Annotated in this window: 27 protein-coding genes and 1 other RNA gene; 13 read left to right on the top strand and 15 right to left on the bottom strand. The window is 63.9% G+C overall.

From position 1 onward, the window contains the following. Positions 1-112 precede the first annotated feature (112 nt). The 9 genes from pspA to H3Z74_RS07475 all read left to right on the top strand — a co-directional run bounded on the left by pspA (position 113) and on the right by H3Z74_RS07475 (position 3621). A complete protein-coding gene (gene pspA / locus H3Z74_RS07515; protein WP_187763288.1) occupies positions 113-778 on the top strand; it encodes a phage shock protein PspA in 666 nt (221 codons plus the stop codon). A 1-nt stretch (position 779) separates the two neighbouring features. Next, positions 780-1046, top strand: coding sequence for an envelope stress response membrane protein PspB (pspB, locus tag H3Z74_RS07510; protein ID WP_183112949.1), 267 nt, complete (start codon positions 780-782; stop codon positions 1044-1046). Position 1047: 1 nt separating this feature from the next. Continuing rightward, positions 1048-1428, top strand: coding sequence for an envelope stress response membrane protein PspC (gene pspC / locus H3Z74_RS07505; RefSeq protein WP_187763287.1), 381 nt, complete (start codon positions 1048-1050; stop codon positions 1426-1428). Between the two features lie 38 nt (positions 1429-1466). After that, a complete protein-coding gene (locus H3Z74_RS07500) occupies positions 1467-1766 on the top strand; it encodes a hypothetical protein (RefSeq protein WP_187763286.1) in 300 nt (99 codons plus the stop codon). Between the two features lie 15 nt (positions 1767-1781). Continuing rightward, positions 1782-2111, top strand: coding sequence for a hypothetical protein (locus tag H3Z74_RS07495; RefSeq protein ID WP_187763285.1), 330 nt, complete (start codon positions 1782-1784; stop codon positions 2109-2111). A gap of 12 nt (positions 2112-2123) precedes the next feature. Further along, on the top strand, positions 2124-2411 hold the full coding sequence (locus tag H3Z74_RS07490; RefSeq protein ID WP_187763284.1) for a hypothetical protein: 288 nt from the start codon (positions 2124-2126) through the stop codon (positions 2409-2411). Between the two features lie 194 nt (positions 2412-2605). Further along, complete coding sequence (locus tag H3Z74_RS07485; protein WP_187763283.1) at positions 2606-2878, top strand: hypothetical protein; 273 nt, start codon at positions 2606-2608, stop codon at positions 2876-2878. A 17-nt stretch (positions 2879-2895) separates the two neighbouring features. Continuing rightward, the gene (locus tag H3Z74_RS07480; protein ID WP_187763282.1) at positions 2896-3138 is read left to right on the top strand and encodes a hypothetical protein; all 243 of its coding nucleotides are present in this window, start codon (positions 2896-2898) and stop codon (positions 3136-3138) included. Between the two features lie 72 nt (positions 3139-3210). Continuing rightward, on the top strand, positions 3211-3621 hold the full coding sequence (locus H3Z74_RS07475) for a SufE family protein (RefSeq protein ID WP_187763281.1): 411 nt from the start codon (positions 3211-3213) through the stop codon (positions 3619-3621). 6 nt (positions 3622-3627) lie between these two features. Here the strand turns inward: H3Z74_RS07475 and H3Z74_RS07470 are convergent, their stop codons facing one another. The 13 genes from H3Z74_RS07470 to H3Z74_RS07410 form a co-directional block, all read right to left on the bottom strand. Further along, complete coding sequence (locus H3Z74_RS07470; RefSeq protein ID WP_187763280.1) at positions 3628-4050, bottom strand: hypothetical protein; 423 nt, start codon at positions 4048-4050, stop codon at positions 3628-3630. A gap of 69 nt (positions 4051-4119) precedes the next feature. Beyond that, on the bottom strand, positions 4120-4449 hold the full coding sequence (locus tag H3Z74_RS07465; RefSeq protein WP_229726959.1) for an NADH-quinone oxidoreductase subunit NuoE family protein: 330 nt from the start codon (positions 4447-4449) through the stop codon (positions 4120-4122). After that, on the bottom strand, positions 4431-4976 hold the full coding sequence (locus H3Z74_RS07460; protein WP_187763279.1) for a J domain-containing protein: 546 nt from the start codon (positions 4974-4976) through the stop codon (positions 4431-4433). Before H3Z74_RS07460 ends, H3Z74_RS07465 begins: the two co-directional genes overlap by 19 nt. Positions 4977-5021: 45 nt before the next feature. Then, on the bottom strand, positions 5022-6995 hold the full coding sequence (locus H3Z74_RS07455; RefSeq protein ID WP_187763278.1) for a hypothetical protein: 1974 nt from the start codon (positions 6993-6995) through the stop codon (positions 5022-5024). A 66-nt stretch (positions 6996-7061) separates the two neighbouring features. Further along, on the bottom strand, positions 7062-7712 hold the full coding sequence (locus H3Z74_RS07450) for a YoaK family protein (protein ID WP_187763277.1): 651 nt from the start codon (positions 7710-7712) through the stop codon (positions 7062-7064). Positions 7713-7786: 74 nt separating this feature from the next. After that, positions 7787-8153, bottom strand: an RNA gene (rnpB, locus tag H3Z74_RS07445) — RNase P RNA component class A. A gap of 10 nt (positions 8154-8163) precedes the next feature. Next, entirely contained in the window at positions 8164-8853 is a 690-nt protein-coding gene (locus H3Z74_RS07440; protein ID WP_187763276.1) for an N-acetylmuramoyl-L-alanine amidase, read from the bottom strand. Further along, on the bottom strand, positions 8850-9746 hold the full coding sequence (locus H3Z74_RS07435; RefSeq protein ID WP_229726958.1) for a DMT family transporter: 897 nt from the start codon (positions 9744-9746) through the stop codon (positions 8850-8852). The genes H3Z74_RS07440 and H3Z74_RS07435 overlap by 4 nt, the downstream gene beginning before the upstream one ends. A gap of 41 nt (positions 9747-9787) precedes the next feature. Beyond that, positions 9788-10609, bottom strand: coding sequence for a CheR family methyltransferase (locus H3Z74_RS07430; RefSeq protein WP_187764214.1), 822 nt, complete (start codon positions 10607-10609; stop codon positions 9788-9790). A 68-nt stretch (positions 10610-10677) separates the two neighbouring features. Next, positions 10678-11715, bottom strand: coding sequence for a chemotaxis-specific protein-glutamate methyltransferase CheB (gene cheB, locus H3Z74_RS07425; RefSeq protein WP_187764213.1), 1038 nt, complete (start codon positions 11713-11715; stop codon positions 10678-10680). 52 nt (positions 11716-11767) lie between these two features. Next, complete coding sequence (locus tag H3Z74_RS07420) at positions 11768-12133, bottom strand: response regulator (protein ID WP_187763275.1); 366 nt, start codon at positions 12131-12133, stop codon at positions 11768-11770. Positions 12134-12216: 83 nt separating this feature from the next. Further along, positions 12217-12648 carry a chemotaxis protein CheW gene (locus H3Z74_RS07415; protein ID WP_187763274.1) on the bottom strand — a complete coding sequence of 144 codons (432 nt, stop codon included), beginning with the start codon at positions 12646-12648 and terminating at the stop codon, positions 12217-12219. Beyond that, a complete protein-coding gene (locus H3Z74_RS07410) occupies positions 12645-14954 on the bottom strand; it encodes a chemotaxis protein CheA (protein ID WP_187763273.1) in 2310 nt (769 codons plus the stop codon). Before H3Z74_RS07410 ends, H3Z74_RS07415 begins: the two co-directional genes overlap by 4 nt. On the opposite strand from H3Z74_RS07410, the gene H3Z74_RS07405 reads away from it, so the two are divergent. Next, positions 14937-15638: an SGNH/GDSL hydrolase family protein gene (locus tag H3Z74_RS07405; RefSeq protein ID WP_187763272.1), complete on the top strand. Its 702-nt coding sequence runs from the start codon at positions 14937-14939 to the stop codon at positions 15636-15638. The genes H3Z74_RS07410 and H3Z74_RS07405 overlap by 18 nt on opposite strands. Before the next feature lie 113 nt (positions 15639-15751). On the opposite strand, the gene H3Z74_RS07400 is transcribed toward H3Z74_RS07405, so the two are convergent. Then, positions 15752-16411, bottom strand: a complete 660-nt coding sequence (locus H3Z74_RS07400; RefSeq protein ID WP_187763271.1) for a histidine phosphotransferase family protein — start codon at positions 16409-16411, stop codon at positions 15752-15754. Between the two features lie 500 nt (positions 16412-16911). Next, the gene (locus H3Z74_RS07395) at positions 16912-17229 is read right to left on the bottom strand and encodes a M67 family metallopeptidase (protein WP_412034827.1); all 318 of its coding nucleotides are present in this window, start codon (positions 17227-17229) and stop codon (positions 16912-16914) included. Between the two features lie 101 nt (positions 17230-17330). On the opposite strand from H3Z74_RS07395, the gene H3Z74_RS07390 reads away from it, so the two are divergent. The 3 genes from H3Z74_RS07390 (at position 17331) to mtgA (ending at position 20176) form a co-directional block, all read left to right on the top strand. Next, on the top strand, positions 17331-18281 hold the full coding sequence (locus H3Z74_RS07390; protein ID WP_187763269.1) for an RluA family pseudouridine synthase: 951 nt from the start codon (positions 17331-17333) through the stop codon (positions 18279-18281). Between the two features lie 61 nt (positions 18282-18342). Then, positions 18343-19248 carry an RNA polymerase sigma factor RpoH gene (rpoH, locus tag H3Z74_RS07385; RefSeq protein ID WP_187763268.1) on the top strand — a complete coding sequence of 302 codons (906 nt, stop codon included), beginning with the start codon at positions 18343-18345 and terminating at the stop codon, positions 19246-19248. A gap of 103 nt (positions 19249-19351) precedes the next feature. Next, positions 19352-20176 (top strand): monofunctional biosynthetic peptidoglycan transglycosylase, encoded by an 825-nt coding sequence (gene mtgA, locus H3Z74_RS07380; RefSeq protein ID WP_187763267.1) that lies wholly within the window; start codon positions 19352-19354, stop codon positions 20174-20176. The last annotated feature ends 21 nt before the right edge of the window (positions 20177-20197 follow it).

Below are 20197 nucleotides of genomic sequence, written 5' to 3'. Positions count from 1 at the left end.
TCCGGGCGGCGCTGCCGGGGTGGTCCAACGCCCCTTGCACCATCCCGGCACCCTTTCTTCCAGTCAACCGGCCCAGTATTCCGGCCAGCGTATCTTCAAGGAGTTTCTTCCGATGGGCATTTTCTCCCGCACCCGCGACATCATCGCCGCGAACTTCACCGACCTGCTCGACAAGGCGGAAGACCCGTCGAAGATGATCCGCATGATCATCCTCGAGATGGAGGAAACCCTGGTTGAGGTACGCGCCTCTGCCGCGCGCACCATCGCTGACCAGAAGGAAATGCGCCGTCACATCTCGAAGTTGAACACGCTGCAGGAAAGCTGGACCGAAAAGGCCGAGCTGGCGCTGTCGAAGGACCGCGAGGATCTCGCCAAGGCCGCCCTGGTCGAGCGTCAGAAGGCTGCCGACATGGCCGATCAGCTGAGTGCGGAAATCGGCGTGCTCGACGATGCGCTGCGCGCGTCGGAAGAGGACATCGCCAAGTTGCAGAACAAGCTGCGTGAAGCACGGACGCGCCAGAACACGATCGTCACCCGGCTCGAATCCGCCAACAACCGCTTCAAGCTGCGCGACATGTATGCCGGCCCGAAGATCCAGGACGCATTCTCACGCTTCGAAGTGATGGAACGCCGGGTCGACTTCGCCGAAGGCCGCGCCGATGCGCTGAGCCTGGGGGCGCCGAAAAGCCTGGATGAGGAAATCGCCGAGTTGAAGTCCGCCGAGAAGGTCGATGCCGATCTCGCCGCACTGAAGGCTCGCATGGGTAAGGACGGCTGAGATGGAATTTCTGGTTGGCATAATCGCGATCGTTTCGATCTTCATCGGACTGCCCTGGCTGATCTTCCACTATGTCACAAAGTGGAAAACGGCGCCCAGGATCACCCAGGAGGATGAGAAGCTGCTCGACGAAATGCATATTCTCGCCCGCCGGCTCGAAGATCGCCTCAACACCGTCGAACGCATCGTCGCCGCCGACAATCCCGACTGGAAGCCCGGCCTGCCGAGCGCATCCAGCTCCGATTACGAAATCACCAGGAGGAACTGAAATGTCCGCCAGCCGCACCAAATTCTATCTCGACAAGCAGAACCGCAAATGGCTCGGCGTCTGCTCCGGGATCGCCGATTACACCGGGGTCGATGCTACCTGGGTCCGGATCGGTACCGTGGTCCTCACCCTGGCCGGTGGCTTCCCCTGGACCCTGATCGCCTATTGGCTGGCCGCCTGGATGGCCGATGCCAAGCCTTACGGGCTGTATGACACGCCGGAGGACGCGAAATTCTGGCAGGGCGTACGATCGAACCCGAAACGTTCGACCGCCGAAGTCCGCTCGACCTTCCGCGACATCGATCGCCGGCTCGCCGACATCGAGATGCACTATACGAGCCGCAACAGCCGGCTCGCCAATGAGATCGACAGCCTGCGCTAAGGCGCAGATCGATCCGGGGCTGATCAGGGAGAACGACAATGAGCTGGGGTGGACCGGGTTTCGTGATCGCGCTTGTCGCGATCTCCACGGCCGGATGGATCATCAACAACTGGATCCGTGCTCGCCACGGTTATCCGATGGAAGATGAATGGTCCGGCAAGAAGAGCCATCGCACCGATGTGGCAGCCGACGCCGAACGAAAGATCGGTCTGCTCTCATCCGAAAACGAGCGCCTGACCGGACAGATCAGCCGCCTGGAGGAACGGATCGCCGTTCTCGAACGCATCGCCACCGACCCCGCTGAGCGCACTGCTCGCGAAATCGACTCGCTGCGCTGACATAGGAATACGACCATGAATGTAGCACAGTTCATCCCCGTCATCGCCGCCATCGGCCCGATCTTCGCCATCATATCGGTCGCCGGCGTGATGGGCTGGGTGATCACCACCTGGATGCGCATCCGCCACGGCTATCCGCTGGACGGGCAATGGGGCCAGGCGATCTATCCCAAGACCGACCAGGAATCGGTCGAACGCATCCGCCTGCTCAGCCAGGAGAATGGCCAGCTGCGCGCCGAGATCGGCTCGATCAAGGATCGCCTCGCCAATGTCGAACGCATCGTCACCGACGGCGCGCACAGCCTCGATCGGGAGATCGAAAGCCTGCGCACCAAGGCGAACTGAGGAACCCGGGTCATGGAAAATCTGAACGGGTTCACGATCTTCATGCTGGCCTTTGTGGTCGTCGGGCTACCGGTCATCCTCGGCGTCGGCAGCGAGATTTTCAAAAACTGGACCCAGCACAAAAGAGCCATGGCCAATGCGCTAAGCGCGCAAACTGCTGAGAAAGCCGCCCAATATGCGGCCCAGACCGAGCGGCTCGAACAGCGGGTCCGGGTTCTGGAACGCATCGTCACCGATCGCGGCATTGATGTCGCGGATGAAATCGAACGGCTGCGCGACGACAGCGCACCGCTCAACTGAATCACCTGAAAGGAACCATGAAGTGCTTATCATCTTCGCAGTGTTCGCTGTCATTGCCGGTGTCGGCGTGTATCTGACCGAACGTGTCGACCGCCCGTTGCGCCGCCAGGAACGCGAAGCCCGCAACGCTCAGTAATCGGATCGGTCGGCGGTGATCCGCAGCTCCAAAAACTAGAAAACGACGGAGACTCCCCATGAATCCATTTGAAATGGTCGTCCTGATCGTGATCGTGGTCACGATCGGCAAAGTTCTCCAGGCCCGTTTCGGCGGTGTCCGCCACAAGCGTGGACATGATTTCGGCCCGGGTCGCGACGACGGCGCGACGGAAAACGAGAACCGGCGACTGCGTGAGGAACTGACGGCGATGAAAGATCGTCTCGCGGTTCTCGAACGCCTCGCCACCGACAGCAACGACAGCGGTGCCCGCCTCGATCGCGAGATCGAGAAGCTCCGCGACCGTCCCTAACCCAAGGAGCAGGGATCATGAACGATCCAAACTTCTACATCATCCTGTCCGCCGCGGCGCTTGCCGGGCTCGGTATGCTGACCCTGGCGGCCCTCAACGGCTGGCGCGGCTGGCTTGCCCTCAAGCAGCAGGAACTTCGGGCCCATGGGGAATTCCACCCCGCCGCCCCGGTGCCGAATGCCAGCGCCCGGATCGAGATCGCGGATCTCAAGGAACGCATCCGCAAGCTCGAAGCGATCGCCGCCGGCGTGGATCTCTGAAGACTGCCCGTTCCCCGGTCGGCCGGGGAACGGGAGGTTGGCATGACGAGCCACGAAGCTATAGCCGTCGCCATGGCCATTCTTTCCGACCTGCAAGACGAATATAGCTTCCTCGATGCCGATGATCGGTATCGCCTGTTGATCGACCTGGGCCGCGCGCTCGAGCCGATGCCGGAAGCCCTCAAGACCGATGCAACTCTGGTCCGGGGCTGTTCCGCTTCGGTATGGGTCTATCCCATGGTTCGCGACGACGGCACATTGCACTTTCTTGCGGATTCAAATGCTGCCATCACCAAAGGCATTATCGCACTGGTGTTGCTGACGGTGCAGGACGCCATGCCGGCGGCGATCCTCGCCACCGACATCGCGGGCGCCCTCACCCCCTTCGACCTGAAGAATCAGCTCAGCTCGAACCGCACGCAGGGGATTCCGAACATGATTGCGCTGATCGTCGAAACAGCGCGGCGCTATGCCGCGCACTGACCGGTATCAGTGGGCAGCGGCCGCCTTGGGCGGCCTGGGATATGGTACGAACTCGCCCAGGCCCACCGCGCCGCTCGACATCCGCGTCGACCGGTCAACCAGTTGCAGGATATCGATGCTGCAGAGCTGACTGGAATGGGTGTTGCTGACGAGAATATCGTCATCGTCGAGAAATGCCGCGCTGCCGTTCACCCGGTTGACGTACCGCGTGCCGTTCCGGCCGGTATAGACGATTGCCGTCTTGTCGATGATCTCGCTCGACTGGATGTCGAGCAGGCGGATACAATCCACCGGCTTTCCGGCAACCCGACCGTCGAGAAGCTTAGCCAGCTTGGCTGCCGGGCTCAGCCGCTCGGCCTGGGCGACACCGCCGACCATGAGCCCAGTCACGAGCGCCGCGCCGGTGAGAAAGAGGTGAATCGAGCGCATGCCAAAAACTCCTGTCATTGTGTCGGGTGATAACACAGTCAGCCTTAACCGTCGCTGACCGATGGTCTTTCATCCCCTAAGACGGAGTGCCGATACGATTTCCTCAATGTTATGGCGGGCCGGCACAATCTTCCACTCTCCGGGATTGGCGCCATCGACTATCGTCACGCCCCCGCGCGGACAGACACCCAGGCATTTGACTTCGACCACGCCGAACTTGCCTTTGCGGCCCTTGCCGACGCCAAGTTCCTTGCGCAATGCCTTGGCCAGCGGCGTGCGGCCCTTGGGGCCAAATCCGCCGCCAAGCCGTTTCGAACATTTCCGGCACACCAGCAGCGCGGTCGCCCAGTCGGAGCGGACCGATTTCAGTCCCACGCCCTTCAATCGGCCGGCTTCCATTCCCGCGCTTCCTCGGCGAGGCGAAGCACTTCGTACGCAGCCTGGATCGCCTGGAAGCGTTTGGCCGCCTCAGTATCGCCCGGGCGCAAATCGGGGTGATTCTCCTTGGCGAGCTTGCGCCACGCCAGCCGTATCGCGGTGAAATCAGCATCGGGGTCGAGTTCGAACAGTTCGAGCGCGCGCATCTCGTCTCGCGACCGGCTGCCGTCGCCCGGCCCGGCCCAGCTATGGTGCCTGGATTCGGTATAGCCATCGGCGGTCGATCGCTCGGCCGCCTCACGCTCGGCGGCTTCCTCGGCAGTCAATCCTTCGAAATAATTCCAGCCGCGATTATATTCACCGGCATGTTCCTGGCAGAAATACCAGCGTTCCGGACTGTTGGGCGATTTCGGCGCCGGACAATTGCCCGGCTCCTCGCAACCATGCCGGTCGCACAGGCGCACGGTCGTGGCCTCGCTGCCGGTGGCGCCATAGCCGCGCCAGCGGGGGAAGCCCCAGTCAACCGATCGGGAAGAAGAACGCGCCATCGCCGCACGACATAGGCTGCGCGCGCGAGAGCGCAACCCGGGGTGTCAGTTTTGAATCTGGAACTTCACACGCTGCATGCTGCCACCGCAGCCGAGCCCGCCATCGGGGCGAAAACTCTTCTCATACTTCGCGGTCGCGAGCGTTTCCTTGCCGGCCTTGGTAAAAACGAAGGGCGGATAGGAGACGATCGCGCGTTCGTTAAGCACCTTGCCATCTGCGGCAACGTCGAACTGCACCTGCGTCCAGCCCTCGAAGCCCCATTGCCGCGCCTCCATGGGGAAGGAGCCACCAGCGTGCAGGAACCGCGGCGGTGAGTCGATCAGCGCACATTGGTTGGCCGCCAGACCGGAGCTTTCGAATGCGGCACGCGCCGCGTCGACATTGCCGTTCGCCTGTTCGAGCGACGCGAGCCGGACCAATGCGCCGACGCGCAACGGGTGGTTGGCCGGCAGGCGGGATTCATCCCCGACCTGCTTCAGCACGGCGACTGCGCCATTCTCATCGAAGTTTCGCAGGGTGTCGGCCAGCATTAGCCGCCCCGCCGACAGAGCCTCGGGATCGTCGGCATAGGCTGGCGACGACAGTGCGGCCATTGTGGTCCGGGCGACCGCCCTGGGCCTCCAACTTTCGGAACGTGCCGTGGTCCAGGTCAGGCGATCGACCGCCAGCCGTCCGGCACCCTTTGCGCCATTGGTATCGAGGATCGACAGCGCGCGAGTCGCGGCGGCATAGCTTTCGTCTCGTGTAGCGACCGCATTGTGCGCGATCGCGTAGAGCAGCGGAACCAAACTGAGTGCATTCGGTCCATCCGCCGCTTCGGACTTTGTGAGCTGCAGCTTCAGCTTGGGCAATGCAGCGGCATCCGACCCCGCCTCGATCGCCGGCAAGGACACCTTCTTCGCAATCAGCCAGCGCCCCAGTTCGCCATCGAGATAGTCGCCGATCGACGGTCGCGTGAAGGCGGTCGAACAACGCAGTTCGACACGCGCCCGCGCGCGGAAAAATGTCGGCATTTCCTTCATCTGCTGGGGATTGAACGACCAACCACGCGCCGCGCGAGCGAATTCGAGCGCAACCGCGCCACCGCCGGCGGCGTAAACCGGGGATGCGGCACGAACCGCACCATCATCCGCGACGGAAAATTCGACCACCGCGACATCGTCGGGCTTCAAGCCGCCCTCGCCGCCGCAATCCGGCACCTTCATCTGCGAACCAGGGTCGAAATTGCCCTTGCTGAGACGTCCTGCGCCGGTCATCGCCATATAGCGACGCGCCTCTTCCGTTTTCCCGCCAAGCAATGCCGCAATCGCATAGTTGGATCGTGAGGCAACGTCATACAGATCGGTTCGTGCCGTAAGGCCGCCAAGCAGCTTGACCGACAGCCCGGCCTCGGCCTGTGCTGCCGCATAATTGCCCTGGTTCATCAGCAGCTGGCTTTTGACCCGCTTCAGTATGGCCCTGCTCTTGGCTTCAATCGTCAGTGGCGCGACAAATGCCTCCGCGCGCGCCATATCGCGTGTCGCCGCATCGGGATCGGTAAAAGTCTCAGTCTCGACAAGTCCGCGAAACACCGCAACACGCTCCCCCGCATTGGGTGCAATCGCTTCCGCCTGCCGATAGGCTTCGGCCGCACTGGCATAGTCGAGTGAAGCTTCCGCGATCCGCGCCAGATTTGCCCAGGCCCTGAAGCGATCTTCCTGCAGCGTCGTGTCGCCCGCCGGCAAACCGGCAAGGCCGGCGCGCGCCGCGGCAACCGCTTCATCATCGCGCCACAACCCGACCAGCGCGCTGCTCTTGCGGACATGAATGATGGCCAGGCTGCGCTTGTTGTTGGGAATGCGCTTTTCCAGCGCTTCCCATGCAGCAAGCGCTCCGGCGTAATTATCCGCATCCTGTAGCGCTGTTGCCGCTTCGAAATCCTGCTGCACGGTGCGCTTCGCGGGTGTCGCCTGGGACACCGATATCGACCCGGGTGTTGGCGTGACGGCCTGTGCCGCAATCAACAGAATTCCCAGCATGATTCCCCGCCTTTTCCCTTGCCGCTGGATATATCCGATAGCAGACGGGCAAACACCAGTGGAGTTTCAGCCCGGTCGGCCGGGCGTCGGTCCGCCGAAGATCAGCAGGATGACGAGCAGTAGCGCTGCCGGCATAGCGACCACGACTCCGCCATAGCTGAGCGCCAATGCGGCGCCCGCCACCGCGCCGGCAACCAGCGCAATCCACAGCCCAAGCCATGGCATCACTTCACGCACCTGCCCCGTCCCGATTGCAGCCGCCGCCAGGCGTTCGCCGATCCGCGCCAGTGCGCCGGTCATGTAGGTTACCCCGAAGCGAACCTCGCCGTCCGCCATGAACACTGCGTTTGCGCTGCCCATCGCCAAGACCATAAGGGGCGCGGCCGCCACGGGTCGCCCGGTCGCATGCAGCATCGCCGCGCCTGCCAGCAGCAGCGCCTCGACCAGCAGCAATACGGCGATCCGGTTCCCGGCGACTCGCGCACCGATAATGTTGCCCGCGGCCACACCGGTTACGAACAGCGCCACCAATCCCGCTGCGAAACCGACGTCACGCCACGCGCCAAGTGCCGCCGAGACCGCGAGGCGGGTCGAATTACCGCTCATGAACGACACGAAAAACTGGCCGATCGTGATGAAGGCGACGGCATCGACAAAGCCGGCAACGCCCGCCAGCATCAGGGCAAGCGCCAATCCGGATCGGTCGAGCTGCTTCATGACATCGCGATAGCAGCACCGCCGCTTGCGGTCCAAGCGGGTGTTTGCCGTTCCCGCTCCAACGTTCGTGAAAAAATGCCAGAGGGTCTGTAAGCCGGGTTCTGTCCTCGCACCGAAATGCGATGTGCGACCATTCCTCTAGGCCCGCATTTGCATGCGGGCTCAAGCAACCAACCCGGGCGACGAGCTGAAACAAAGCTCATGTGCCGCCCCTATTCGGTCTTGCTCCCGGTGGGGTTTGCCGTGCCGCCCCTGTTACCAGGCGCGCGGTGCGCTTTTACCGCACCCTTTCACCATGACGTGGCCGAAGCCGTCGCCGTCTGCTCTCTGTGGCACTTTCCCTGGGGTCACCCCCGCCGGGCGTTACCCGGCACCGTCGTTTCGTGGAGCCCGGACTTTCCTCGGCGTGCTTGCGCACGACGCGGCCGCCCAACCCTCTGGCACGACCGCCCTACTCGTCCCCTTGCGGTTTTGGCAACAGCAGTGCGAGCAGGATGCAGCGGCACTCGCCGTCGATCTCGCCGTCGATCAGTTCCGGGCGAAAGCGACGCTGGAAAGCGACCACGGCGGCGAGCTTGTCGGCGACATCATAGCCGAAGCGCTCCAGTGCAAGCAGAAAGCCGCCTTCAGTCCAGCCCGGGTCCATCAGATTCTTCGAGGGACGGGGCAGCGCGAGCCGAACTTTCGCCAGCCGTGCCCAGGGGAATAGTTCACCCGGATCCTGTTTGCGGGTCGGCGCGACGTCGGAATGACCCACCACATTGCCGCGCGTGATGCCGTGACGTTCCTTGATCTCATGGACCAGCGGGATCAGCGCATCGATCTGCTCCTCCGGGAATGGGCGATAGCCCCATTCATGCCCCGGATTGACGATCTCGATGCCGATGCTTGCGCTGTTGACGTCGGTGATGTGCCGCCAGTGCGACTTGCCGGCATGCCAGGCGCGCTTGTCCTCGGCGACCATGCGCAGGATCGTGCCATCTTCCTTGACCAGATAATGCGCGGAAACCTTGGCTTCAGGATCGGTCAGCCGGGCGATCGCCGAGTCCGCATCGTTCATCCCGGTATAATGCAGCACGATCATCGACACGGGCAGCGCACGGTCGTCGAAATTGGGCGACGGCGTTTCGATGATGGTCATGGCGTATCCCCTGCCCTTGCCGTCCGGATGGTGACGATCGCGACGCCCAGCATCGCCACAGCCCCGCCGCTCAGCATAAGCACGGTCAGCGGCGTTCCGAAATACCAGGATGCGGCAAAGACCGACACGACCGGTGCCGCAAGAGTCAATGGCGTGACGATGCTGACCGGATGGCGCTGCAGCAGCCAGGACATGGATCCCTGCCCGATCACGGTCGATCCGAGCGCGGAGAAGGCGACCCAGCCCAAGGTTCGCAGCGGCAGATCGGGGATCGCGCGCATCGCCACGGGCTCGATGAACCAGGCGAGCGTGCCCAGCGTGATCGTTCCCCAGAAGCCGATCCAGGCATAGATGGTCAGCACCGGTACGCCGATCAGGTAGCGCTGGATCAGCGAACAGATCGCCCAGATGAAACTGCCGATCGCGGTCAATGCCAGGCCCGGCACCTCGCGCGCGGCGGCAGGGTCGAACACCAAGAGCACCACGCCGCCAAAGGACAGAGCGATGCCGGCAATGCGCGGCAGGCGAATCCGTTCACGGAACACCAGGATCGCGAGCAGCAGCGAAAAGGGCACGCCCAATTGCCCGGCGATCGCAAGCGCGCCGACATTGTCGGAAATGGCGAGCGAAAAATTGATCGCGACATAGAAAACGCCGCCCGAGAGAATGCCGAGAATGGTCAGCAGCCGCATCCTGCCCGGCACGATCCGGAGCGCGCTGGCGCACACAACCAGGACGATCAGCTGACGCAGGAAGCCCGCGGTCAAGGGCGCGATCGCCATCACCGCCATCTTCACCGCGATGACATTCAGGCCCCACAATATGTTCATTGCCAGCACGACCAGCAGGTCGTGGGCGCCGAAACTGATGGCTTTGGGCGGCGGTGCGGTCACTGCCGTCGCTTGCGGTCTTACACGGGCAAAGTAAACCGCCCTCAGGCGCGGACGGCAACACTGCAGGGCGTGACACCGGTCGGCTCATACAAGCCGCGATAGTCGGGCGACGGCCGGAAGGCCTCGGTCTGGCCGATCACTGTTTCGCCGGCGCCGAGCACCAGCAAACCGCCCGGTCGCATCACTTGCGCAAGCCGGTCGAGGACCTGGGTGCGCAGCGCCGGTGACAGATAAAGCAGGACGTTGCGGCACAGGATCACGTCGAAACGACCGATCGGCAACGGATCCGCGACAAGATTGAGGCGGCGGAACGAAACGCGGCGAACCAGTTCCGGCCGTGCCACCCAATCCACGCCAATCGTATCGAACCAGCGCATCATCCGCCGCACGGGCAGCCCGCGCTGGATCTCGAACTGCGAGAAACGCCCGGCACGCGCGCGCGAAATCGCAGTCTCCGATACGTCGGTCGCAACGATCTCCGGTGATTGCACACCCTTCGCTTCTTCCTGCTCCGCGAACAGCATCGCCAGTGACAATGGCTCCTGCCCCATCGAGCATCCGGCAGACCAGACGCGCAACCGCCGCCCCGGGCTCTCGACACGCATCGCGTCCAGTGCCGGAGGAATCATGTCGAGCACCGCCGCATCCCGGAAGAAGGAGCTTTCCTGGTTGAGCAGCGCGTCGACCACCTGGTCGGCGACCAGCGGGTCGCGCCCGTCGACGATCGCTCCGGCGAGTTCGTCGAGCGTTTGCAGTCCGCGTTCGCGCAGCACCGGCTTGAGCGCGGTCTCGATCCGCCATTCGCGGTTCGCCGCGATCTGCTGCCCGGTGCGCTGTTCAAGCAATGCGGCGAAGATATGCATCGCGCCGGTTGGGCGGACAGCCGACAAGGAAGTGGTCGAGCGCGGTCCGGGAGGCATGGGAAGCAGCATCAGGGCCGCCGCCGCATCGCGATGAGGCGACCGATCTCATCCGGGGGCAGGATCGCATTGGCGCCCCCCGCGCTGGCGATCGCGCCGGGCATGCCCCACACGACCGAGCTGGCCTGATCCTGCACGACGACGCAGCCGCCGGCTTCGCTCAACCGCTTCGCTCCTTCGCTGCCATCACGGCCCATCCCGCTCAGCACGATCGCCAGCGCGCGGGCGCCGTACACATCGGCGAGGCTTTCGAACATCGGGTCGACCGAGGGCATGCACCCGCTCTTCACCGGCTCACGCGTCAGCCGCACGGCCGCGGCCCCGTCACCGAGATTGACCAGCCGAAGATGACCATCGCCCGGCGCGATGATCACCCGCCCCGGGCGGATGCGCAGGCAGTCGGTGGCCACCTCGCAAGGGCGCCCGGCAAGCACTGCCACCTGCGCCGCGAAATAGGGCATGAAGGATTCGGGCAGATGCTGGGTGATCAGGATCGGCAGTGGGAAGCTTGCCGGAATCTCGCGTAGCAACTGGCTGAGTGCGTGGATGCCGCCGGTGGAGGCACCGATCGCAACAATATCGAAGCCGCCGCTATCGCTTCGCGCCGACACCGTCGGCATCACGTCAATCGCGAGATGGTCGATTTCGAGCAGGCGCGTAAGCTTGTCGGACAGCACCTTGGCAAAGCGGCCGGCAAAGGCACCGACGCCCGGTTTCACCAGCGTGTCGGCGGCGCCCAGCGCCAATGCCTGGACCGTCGCCGCGGCGCCCTCGTCGCAGGATGACGAGACGACCAGGACCTTTGCCCCGCCGCTCAGCGCGATCAGGTCGGGCAAGGCGGTGAGGCCGTCGATTCCCGGCATATCGATATCGAGCAGGATCGCATCGACATGATTGGTCTTGAGAAAGGCCATCGCGGCCTGCGCATTGGGCACCGATCCGGCCACCGCGAAGCGACGGCTACCCTCGATCATGCGGCCGATCACTGCGCGAGCGACGGCCGAATCATCGACGATCAGGATGCGGGGCGCGCGACCGGGACCGCGCATATCGGCACGGGTGGACTGTGCCTCGATGGGCGGGCTGTGCATGGCGACGGCGTCAGGCCATGCCGACGATCTGGAGCTTGCTTTCCAGCGTCTCGCGATCGAATGGCTTCATCACATATTCGTCGGCACCGGCCTCGATCGCGGCACGGATATGCGCCATGCCGTTCTCGGTCGTGCAGAAAACGACCTTTGGCCGATGCGTCACGGCGCTGTCGCGCAGCGCACGCAGGAAATCCATCCCGCTCATTACCGGCATGTTCCAGTCGAGCAGGATCACATCGGGCGCGGATGCCAGGCAGGAATCGAGCGCTTCGCGGCCATCGCCCGCCTCCGACACGTTGAAGTTCAACGTTTCGAGGATGTGCCGGGCGACCTTGCGGATCACCTTCGAATCATCAACCACCAGACACGTCTTCATTTGCACATCCTGTCCCGCTCACGTCCCTCTTTGCCGGAAACCCGTAAGCGTCGCGTTAATTTGTAAAAATCGGCCGGCGATGATCACGCCGCCAGCGCGGCCAGCCCTGGAATCAGCGCGCGCAGGTCGATCGCGAGAATAGCCTCCCCGTCGCGCTCGACGATCCCGCATCCGGTCGCGCGCCAACCGCCGTCAAGCACGATCCCGGATGACAAGGGCGCGAGGTCGAAGGGCGCCACATCCTCAAGCGAATCGACCAGCACGGCATAATGATGACCATCGGCCAGCGTGATGATCGCGCGCGTTGCCGGTACCGGGGCGGCCGCCACGCCCAGCGCGGCGCGTGTGTCGATCACCGTCACCACGCGGCTACGCAATGCCGCCAGGCCAAGCACCTGGGTCGCGGCGCGGGGCACCGGAATGACGTCGCCGATATCGACGACCGATTCGACTTGCCCGGATTCGATCGCCACCGCGCGACCGGCGATATGCGCGATCAGGAATAACTGGGTCATTGGCCTTCCCCTGCCCGCGCGGCGAGCGCCGCGAGCAGTGCGCCGCGGTCATAGCGATAAATGCTGTCGTCATTCGCCCCGTTTGCGGAACGATCCTGGCGCAGGCGGACGACCGGCGCCGTACCGATCTGCGCCGGCGCGCCGCTATCCATGGTCAGTACCACCGCCGCCGCCTCGCCCGGCTTGAGCTTCGTCGTCACCTTGTAGCCCGCCCCTTCCAGCGCCGGCTTCAGGAAGGTGGTCATCCACGCCGTGTCGGCACCATCGATCAGGCACAGAGGCGGGCTTTCCTGGCAATTCTCTTCACCATGTGTCGCGAACAGCCAATGCACATCGAGCAGTTCGATCTGCTCGTCGTCGAGCGCGACCACGCCCGCCACCGGACCGAGTTCATGTGCTGGTGCGATCGTATCGGGCAAGGCGACGATGTCGAGCGCCTCGGCGATCGCATAGCCGATCTCCATGGCGCCATCGCGTAGCCGCAGCACCGACACGTCGAGGCGACTGCCGATCTCGCCCTGCGTCGCCAGCGGGATGATGCGGCCATCGATCGACAGCCTCAGTCGACCCGCGGCAAAGCGGATCGCATCGGCCGAAACCGGCTCGACGCGGTCGATCACCGACAGCGGCACCAAGCGGCGGACGCCGTCGAGATCGTCAAACAGCAAGGCGGACGGGCGCTCGGCCGCTATCGCCTCGGGCTCGTCGTCATCGGCCGAAATCTCGCGGTGGAACGCAAGCCCGGCGACCGAGGCGATACCGGTGCAATCGAGCAGCAGCATGGGCAGGCCGCTATCGGGTAGCGTCTGACCGGCATAAAGCCCGGTCGCCATCACCGCCGGAGCGGCCGGCTTGATCACCAGTTCCTCATGATCGAGCACAGAGTCGACCGCCAGTGCATAGCTGCCGCCGACCACGCTGACGATGACCAGCATCGAAGGCGGCGTGTGCCCCACAGGCATGCCGAGCGTGCCGGTCAGGTCGACCAGCGGCATACGTCGCTCGCGCACCGTCGCAGCCGGCGTATCGCCGAGCATGTCGATACGGATCGCGTCGCCGCCGACGCGCACGATTTCCTCGATCGCCTGGCGCGAGATCGCAAAACGCTGGTCGCCGACGCCGACGCCGATGGTAGAGATGATCGACAGGGTCAGCGGCACATGGATCGCAATCCGCAGCCCCTTGCCCGGGCTGTTGTCCAGATCGATGCGGCCGCCAATCTGTTCGATATTGGTCCGCACAACATCCATGCCGACGCCGCGCCCGGAAATTGCGGTCGCCTCGTCCTTGGTCGACAGCCCGGCTTCGAACACCAGGTCAAGCTTGGCCTTGTCGCTCAGCGCGCGCAGTTCGCGTTCCGAACGGCCGGTGCCGGCGATCTTGGCGATCAGCCGGTCGGTATTGATCCCCTGGCCGTCATCGCTGATCTCGATAATGATCTGGTTGCCCGATTGCCGCGCCGCGACCGTCAGCCGGCCGCTCTCGCGCTTGCCCAGCGCGCGGCGCTGCGCCGGTGTCTCGATGCCGTGATCGATCGAATTGCGCACGATATGGACCAGCGGATCGCGCATCATCTCGATCATTTCGCGATCGAGCTCGACATCGGCGCCCTCGACATGGAGCGTCACCAGCTTGCCCAGCTCCGCCGCGGTATCGCGCACCATCCGCGGCAGCGCGGAAAACAGCGCGTCGATCTTCTGCATGCGCGTCCGGGTCACCGTATCGCGCATTTCCGCGACAGTCAGCGACAGGCGCTCGAGCGCTGCCTCGACCGCCGGATCGGCGCCATCGTCGCGCAGGCGCCGCGCCAGTTCGTTCCGCGCCAGCACCATGTCGGACATGCCCGACATCATCCGGTCAAGCAGGTCGACATTGAGACGCACGCTGCGCGACGGCGCGCGGACCGCCGCCGGAATCGATGCCTGGACCGCCGACGCCGATCCCTGGTCGAGCGCCGCGATCAGCAGATCCTCGCCGGTATCGTCGAGCGCCGCGCCGGCATCGATCGCCTCGACGATCTCGCCGATCCGGTCGACGATCGCGAGCACAGCATTGACCAGCGCGGTATCGGGTTCGCGCGCACCGGACCGTACCGCCGCCAGCACATCCTCGGCAGCATGGCTGAGCCGGGCAAGCCGGGGCAGATCGAGAAAGCCGCAGCTGCCCTTTACCGTATGGACGAAGCGAAAAATCGCATCGAGCCGGTTGCGGTCCGAAGGATCGCTCTCCCACGCGATGATCTCGCCGGAAAGCGCTTCCAGCGTCTCACGCGTCTCGGCGATAAATTCTTGAAGCAGATCGTCCATGTGTCCCCGCGCGGCTGCGGCCCGGACCATGGTATAAAAGCGGTTAAAGAGGCGTTATTATCCGGGCAGATGAGCAGTGCGGCAAAAATCCTGATCGTGGCGCTGGCGGTTTCGATCGCGGCCTCCGCCGGCTTCCTGCTTGGGCGCCACGGCCGCGGCGATGTCTATGAACAACGCCGGCTGGGCGTGATGCGCGCGATCGTCCACCAGGCGGGGCCGGGTCAGATGCTGTTGATCGGCGACAGCATCGTCGAGATGCAGGCGCTGCCGCCTTTGTGCGGCCTCACCGCGATCAACGGCGGCATCGGCGGCGCGCGCTCGACCGATCTCGTCGCTTTCGCCACGTCTGCGATCACGATGGCCCGGCCGTCCAGGGTCGTGTTCGCGGTCGGCGTCAACGATCTGTATCAGGGGACCGATCTGGATGCCTGGGCCGCCCGGACGACCGAGTTGGCAGGGCTATGGCCGGGCAAGCCGATCATTATCGGTATCACATCACTCAAGGCCAGGGACCACGCAACGGCGGATCGGATGAACGACATGCTGCGCCACCTCGCAAAGACACGCGGCGGGGTATTCGTCACCGGATTGACACCGCAAGAGACTTACGACGGCGTGCATCCTTCACTCGCTGGAGCCAAGGCCTGGCAGTCGAGAGTCGAGGCAGCGTGTGGTCAGCTGTAGAACGGCGTTGGCTGGAGGTAATTCCCCTCCCCGTTTTGGGCTGAGCTTGTCAAAGTCCTGTCTTGAAGAACGGCCCTTCGACAAGCTCGGGGCGAACGGCTGGGAGTATCAAATCAGCGCGACAGCGCCTTGGCGACCTTGAACGACGCCCCGAACAGCAGCACCGGATCCGCCGGATCCGACACCTGTACCTTGCCGCCGCCCTCGGCGACGAGCGCATGGACGAGATAGGCGGCGGCCGCACGCGGGGTGATGATCGCATCGCCGGTCGCGCCGGTCAGCGCATTGCGCAATTCCTGGTCGAGCACGATGCGCGGCCCATCGGCACGCACCACGATCTCGACCTGGCCGGCGACGCTTTCCGCTCCGACATCGAGCTGCCCGCCACGGATCAGCGCGTCGCCCGCGATCAGCGCGAGGTTGAGCAGCGCCTTGATCGCCGGCTTCGGCAAGGTCGCGTCCTCAACCAGCCAACCGAGCTTGACGCGGTGATTGTCGCTGAACAGCCCCTCGATCGCCGCCCGCGCCTCACGCGAATCCACCGTTTCGCCAAACCCGCCGGCCGCGCCAAAGGCGAGCCGGAAGAATTTCAGCTTGTTGGCAGAGGCACGCGCGCTTTCGTTGAGCAATTCCAGGCAGCGCTGGCGCATTTCCGGGTCATGCTCGTCGGCGAGCAGTTCGAGCCCGTTGTTGAGCGCGCCGACCGGGCTGAGCAGATCGTGGCATAGTCGCGAGCAGAGCAGGCTGGCGAAATCGACCGGACTGATGGTCATGATAAGGTTTGGGCTCCGGGCAAATTGTTGAGGCTCTTCTGGCGATGCTATAGCCTCTGCGCAACCCATCGCCATTTTTCGCAGGGTCGGGCCATCGCTGTTTCAGGCCGGACAGCCGGAGATGCGCGTGATAATTGCGGGGAAAGGAGGAGCGCATGGGGGAGGCGGTGCTTGAGCCGATCGTTGCCGGGAGCACCGATCTGTTCGCGGCGGGAAAACGGCGACCGCTACCAACCGTCGCGACACCTCGCGGCTGACCTGGTGCGCCTATTACGGCGATGTCAGCGCGATCCGCCTGCTGCTTGGGCGGAGGCCGCGCTCACGCCCTTTCCCGATTGTCCCGCAGTACACCCGAAAATTCCGTATCGCTCCGACAAAATTCCCGTAGATTCCCGCAGCACACTCAAAAAGCTCTTTCTCACAGAAATTTCTGCAACTGCGCGGAATTTGGCGTGAAGGTGAGGCCAATTCAGCCCCGCCATACTAACCCCCCGAATTGATCACCCCATGCAAAATTGTTCGAGCGCGACCGGCTCGAATGTGCCGAACGCGACGCTCCGCCACAACCCCGCCTCGTCCCCGGTCAGGATCAGCCAATAGGCGCCGTCGCCCATCGCCGCTTCGGCATCGCGCGCCGAGGGGATCGGCAAGCCCGACGGGTGCGAGTGATAATGCCCGATCATCTGCGGCCCGCAAATGCGTGCGGCGCGGTGCGCGGCGAACAGGGCGGCGGGATCGATTTCGAACCGGCGCGCCGGGTCGAGTGCGACATTGGCGGTCGGCTCGGCAGCCTCGATCCGCTCGGATGTGCCGAACAATAGCCCACAAATCTCCGCACCTGGCGATGCGCGCGCCTCGTTTAGCAGTCTATGCAGGAGAGTGCTTGAAATCGCGATTCCCATGCCCACATCGCTAGAACATGAATTCGGGGGTTTCCATCATCGAAGCGCGCATCTCGACCGAAGCCGATGGCTGGCGGATCGATCGCGCGCTGGCAGAAGCGGTGCCGACTCTGTCGCGCGAACGGCTGAAGGCGCTGCTGTCCTCGGGCGCGGTGAGTGACCCGAGCGGCGCGCTGGTTCGCGATCCGGCGCGCAAGGCGGTCGGCGGCACGGTGTTCACCGTTACCGTTCCGGACGCGACGCCGTCACATAACGAAGCGCAGCCGATCGCGCTCAACATCGTCTATGAGGACGAATATCTGATCGTGATCGACAAGCAGGCCGGGCTGGTCGTCCATCCTGCGGCGGGCAATCCGGACGGGACGCTGGTCAACGCGCTGCTGCATCACTGCGCGGGCAATCTGTCGGGCATTGGCGGGGTCGCGCGGCCCGGAATCGTTCACCGCATCGACAAGGATACGTCGGGGCTGATGGTCGCGGCCAAGACCGACCGGGCGCATGAAGGGCTGGCGCGGCAATTTCACGATCACTCGATCGACCGGCGCTACAAGGCGATCGTCTCGGGACGTCCGACCCGGCTCGAGGGCACGATCGATGCGCCGCTTGCGCGCTCTCCGAGCAACCGCAAGAAGGTCGCGATCGTGCCCGGCGGCAAGCGCGCGGTGACGCATTACACCACGTTGAAGATGCTCAAGGATGCCGCGCTCGTCGAATGCCGGCTTGAGACCGGGCGGACCCACCAGGTGCGCGTGCACATGGCGTCGCTCGGTCACCCCTTGATTGGAGACCCGGTTTATGGTAGAACAAAACAAGCTCATCGAGCAATTCTGGAAACCCTGAATTTCCATCGGCAGGCGTTGCATGCCGCCCGATTGGGGTTCATTCACCCAGTGAAAAGTAACGCTTTGGCGTTCGATAGCGAAATGCCTGCGGATATGCAGGAACTGTACGATACACTCTGCGTCTAATCGGTTCAGCGTCCATGCAGCCTTTTTGGGGCATGGGCCAATAATTAAGGGAGATCAGATCATGGCAAACCGCAGCAACGTGCCAGCAACGGTCCCCGCTCTTGGCGGCGAGGCGAGCCTCAACCGCTATCTGTCGGAAATCAAGAAATTCCCCATCCTCGCGCCCGAGCAGGAATATATGCTTGCCAAGCGCTTCGAGGAGCATGGCGATACGGACGCAGCGGCACAGCTCGTCACCTCGCATCTCCGTCTCGTCGCGAAGATCGCGATGGGCTATCGCGGCTATGGCCTGCCCGTGTCCGAGCTGATCTCGGAGGGCAATATCGGCCTGATGCAGGGCGTGAAGAAATTCGAGCCCGACCGGGGCTTCCGTCTCGCCACTTATGCGATGTGGTGGATTCGCGCCTCGATCCAGGAATATATCCTGCGTTCGTGGAGCCTGGTGAAGATGGGCACCACTGCCGCGCAGAAGAAATTGTTCTTCAACCTGCGCCGCATGAAATCGAAGCTCGACGCGTTCGAGGATGGCGATCTGACGCCGGAACATCTCTCCAAGATCGCGACCGACCTGGGCGTGACCGAGGAAGAGGTCACCAGCATGAACCGTCGCATGTCGATGGGCGGCGATACGTCGCTCAACGTGCCGATGCGCGAGGATGGCGAGGGCCAGTGGCAGGATTGGCTGCAGGACGATGCGCCATTGCAGGACACGGTCGTGGCGGAAGCGCAGGAAGCCGATGTGCGGCATGAAATGCTCACCTCGGCGATGGGCGACCTCAACGAACGCGAAAAGCACATCCTGACCGAGCGCCGACTGACCGACGACCCCAAGACGCTCGAAGAGCTCAGTCAGGTCTATAATGTGAGCCGAGAACGCGTCCGCCAGATTGAGGTTCGCGCATTCGAAAAGCTGCAAAAGGCGATGATGCGCCTTGCCGGCGACAAGCGGATGCTGGCGGCAGCCTGATCGATCATCTCCCTCCCGCTTGCGGGAGGGAGATTGGTTCGGGATCGGGCACGGCACGAAGCCCCTTTCCCCGGCGCGCGCGATCCGGCATTCCGGCAGCGTAATGACCGATCCCACGCGCCCCGACTTTCCGCATACCGATCCCGCACCGTCATCCGGCCTGCCGATCCGTTCGACGCGTGCCGCAACGACGCTGCCAGCTGAAGAGAGTGCCCCCATCCCTGCTCGCCGGCCCGCCAAACGTTACTCGCTGTTCCGGCGCATCGTTACGATCGCCGTCAAGTCGGTGCTGTGGTTCCTGCTGATCTCGGTCCTGTGGGTGCTCGCCTATCGCTTCGTCGCGCCGCCGATCACCTTTACCATGATCGGCGACATGATCGGCGGGCACAGCGTGACCAAGGGCTGGATGCCGCTGGCGAAGATCGACCCGAACATGGCGCGCGCCGCGATCGCCGGCGAGGATGCCCGCTTCTGCACGCATCACGGCTTTGACATCGCGGCGATCGAGCAGGCCTATAAGCGCAATGCCAAAGGTGGCCGCATCCGCGGCGGATCGACGATCAGCCAGCAGACCGCGAAGAACGTCTTCCTGATCCAGGGCGGCGGCTATCCGCGCAAGGCGCTGGAGGCCTATTTCACCGTGCTGATCGAAAATCTCTGGGGCAAGAGGCGTATCATGGAGGTCTATCTCAACGTCGCGGAGACCGGGATCGGCACCTATGGCGTCAATGCTGGCTCATTGCGCTATTTCGGCCATGACGCATCGACCATGAGCCCGGCCGAGGCCGGCCGGCTCGCAGCTGTTCTGCCCCTGCCCAAAAAACGAGCCGCGATCGCACCGCGCGGCTTCACCAAGCGCCACGGCAATTCGATCTCCCGCCGGGTCGGCGTGGTGCGCAATGACGGGCTGGATGCCTGCCTGCGCTAGCCGGATGAACTTACCGTCCGC

Source organism: Sphingomonas alpina, assembly GCF_014490665.1.
GTDB classification, from domain to species: Bacteria; Pseudomonadota; Alphaproteobacteria; order Sphingomonadales; family Sphingomonadaceae; genus Sphingomonas; species Sphingomonas alpina.
Note: the sequence above shows the minus strand (reverse complement) of the source record. Positions and strands in the feature narration are given on the sequence as shown.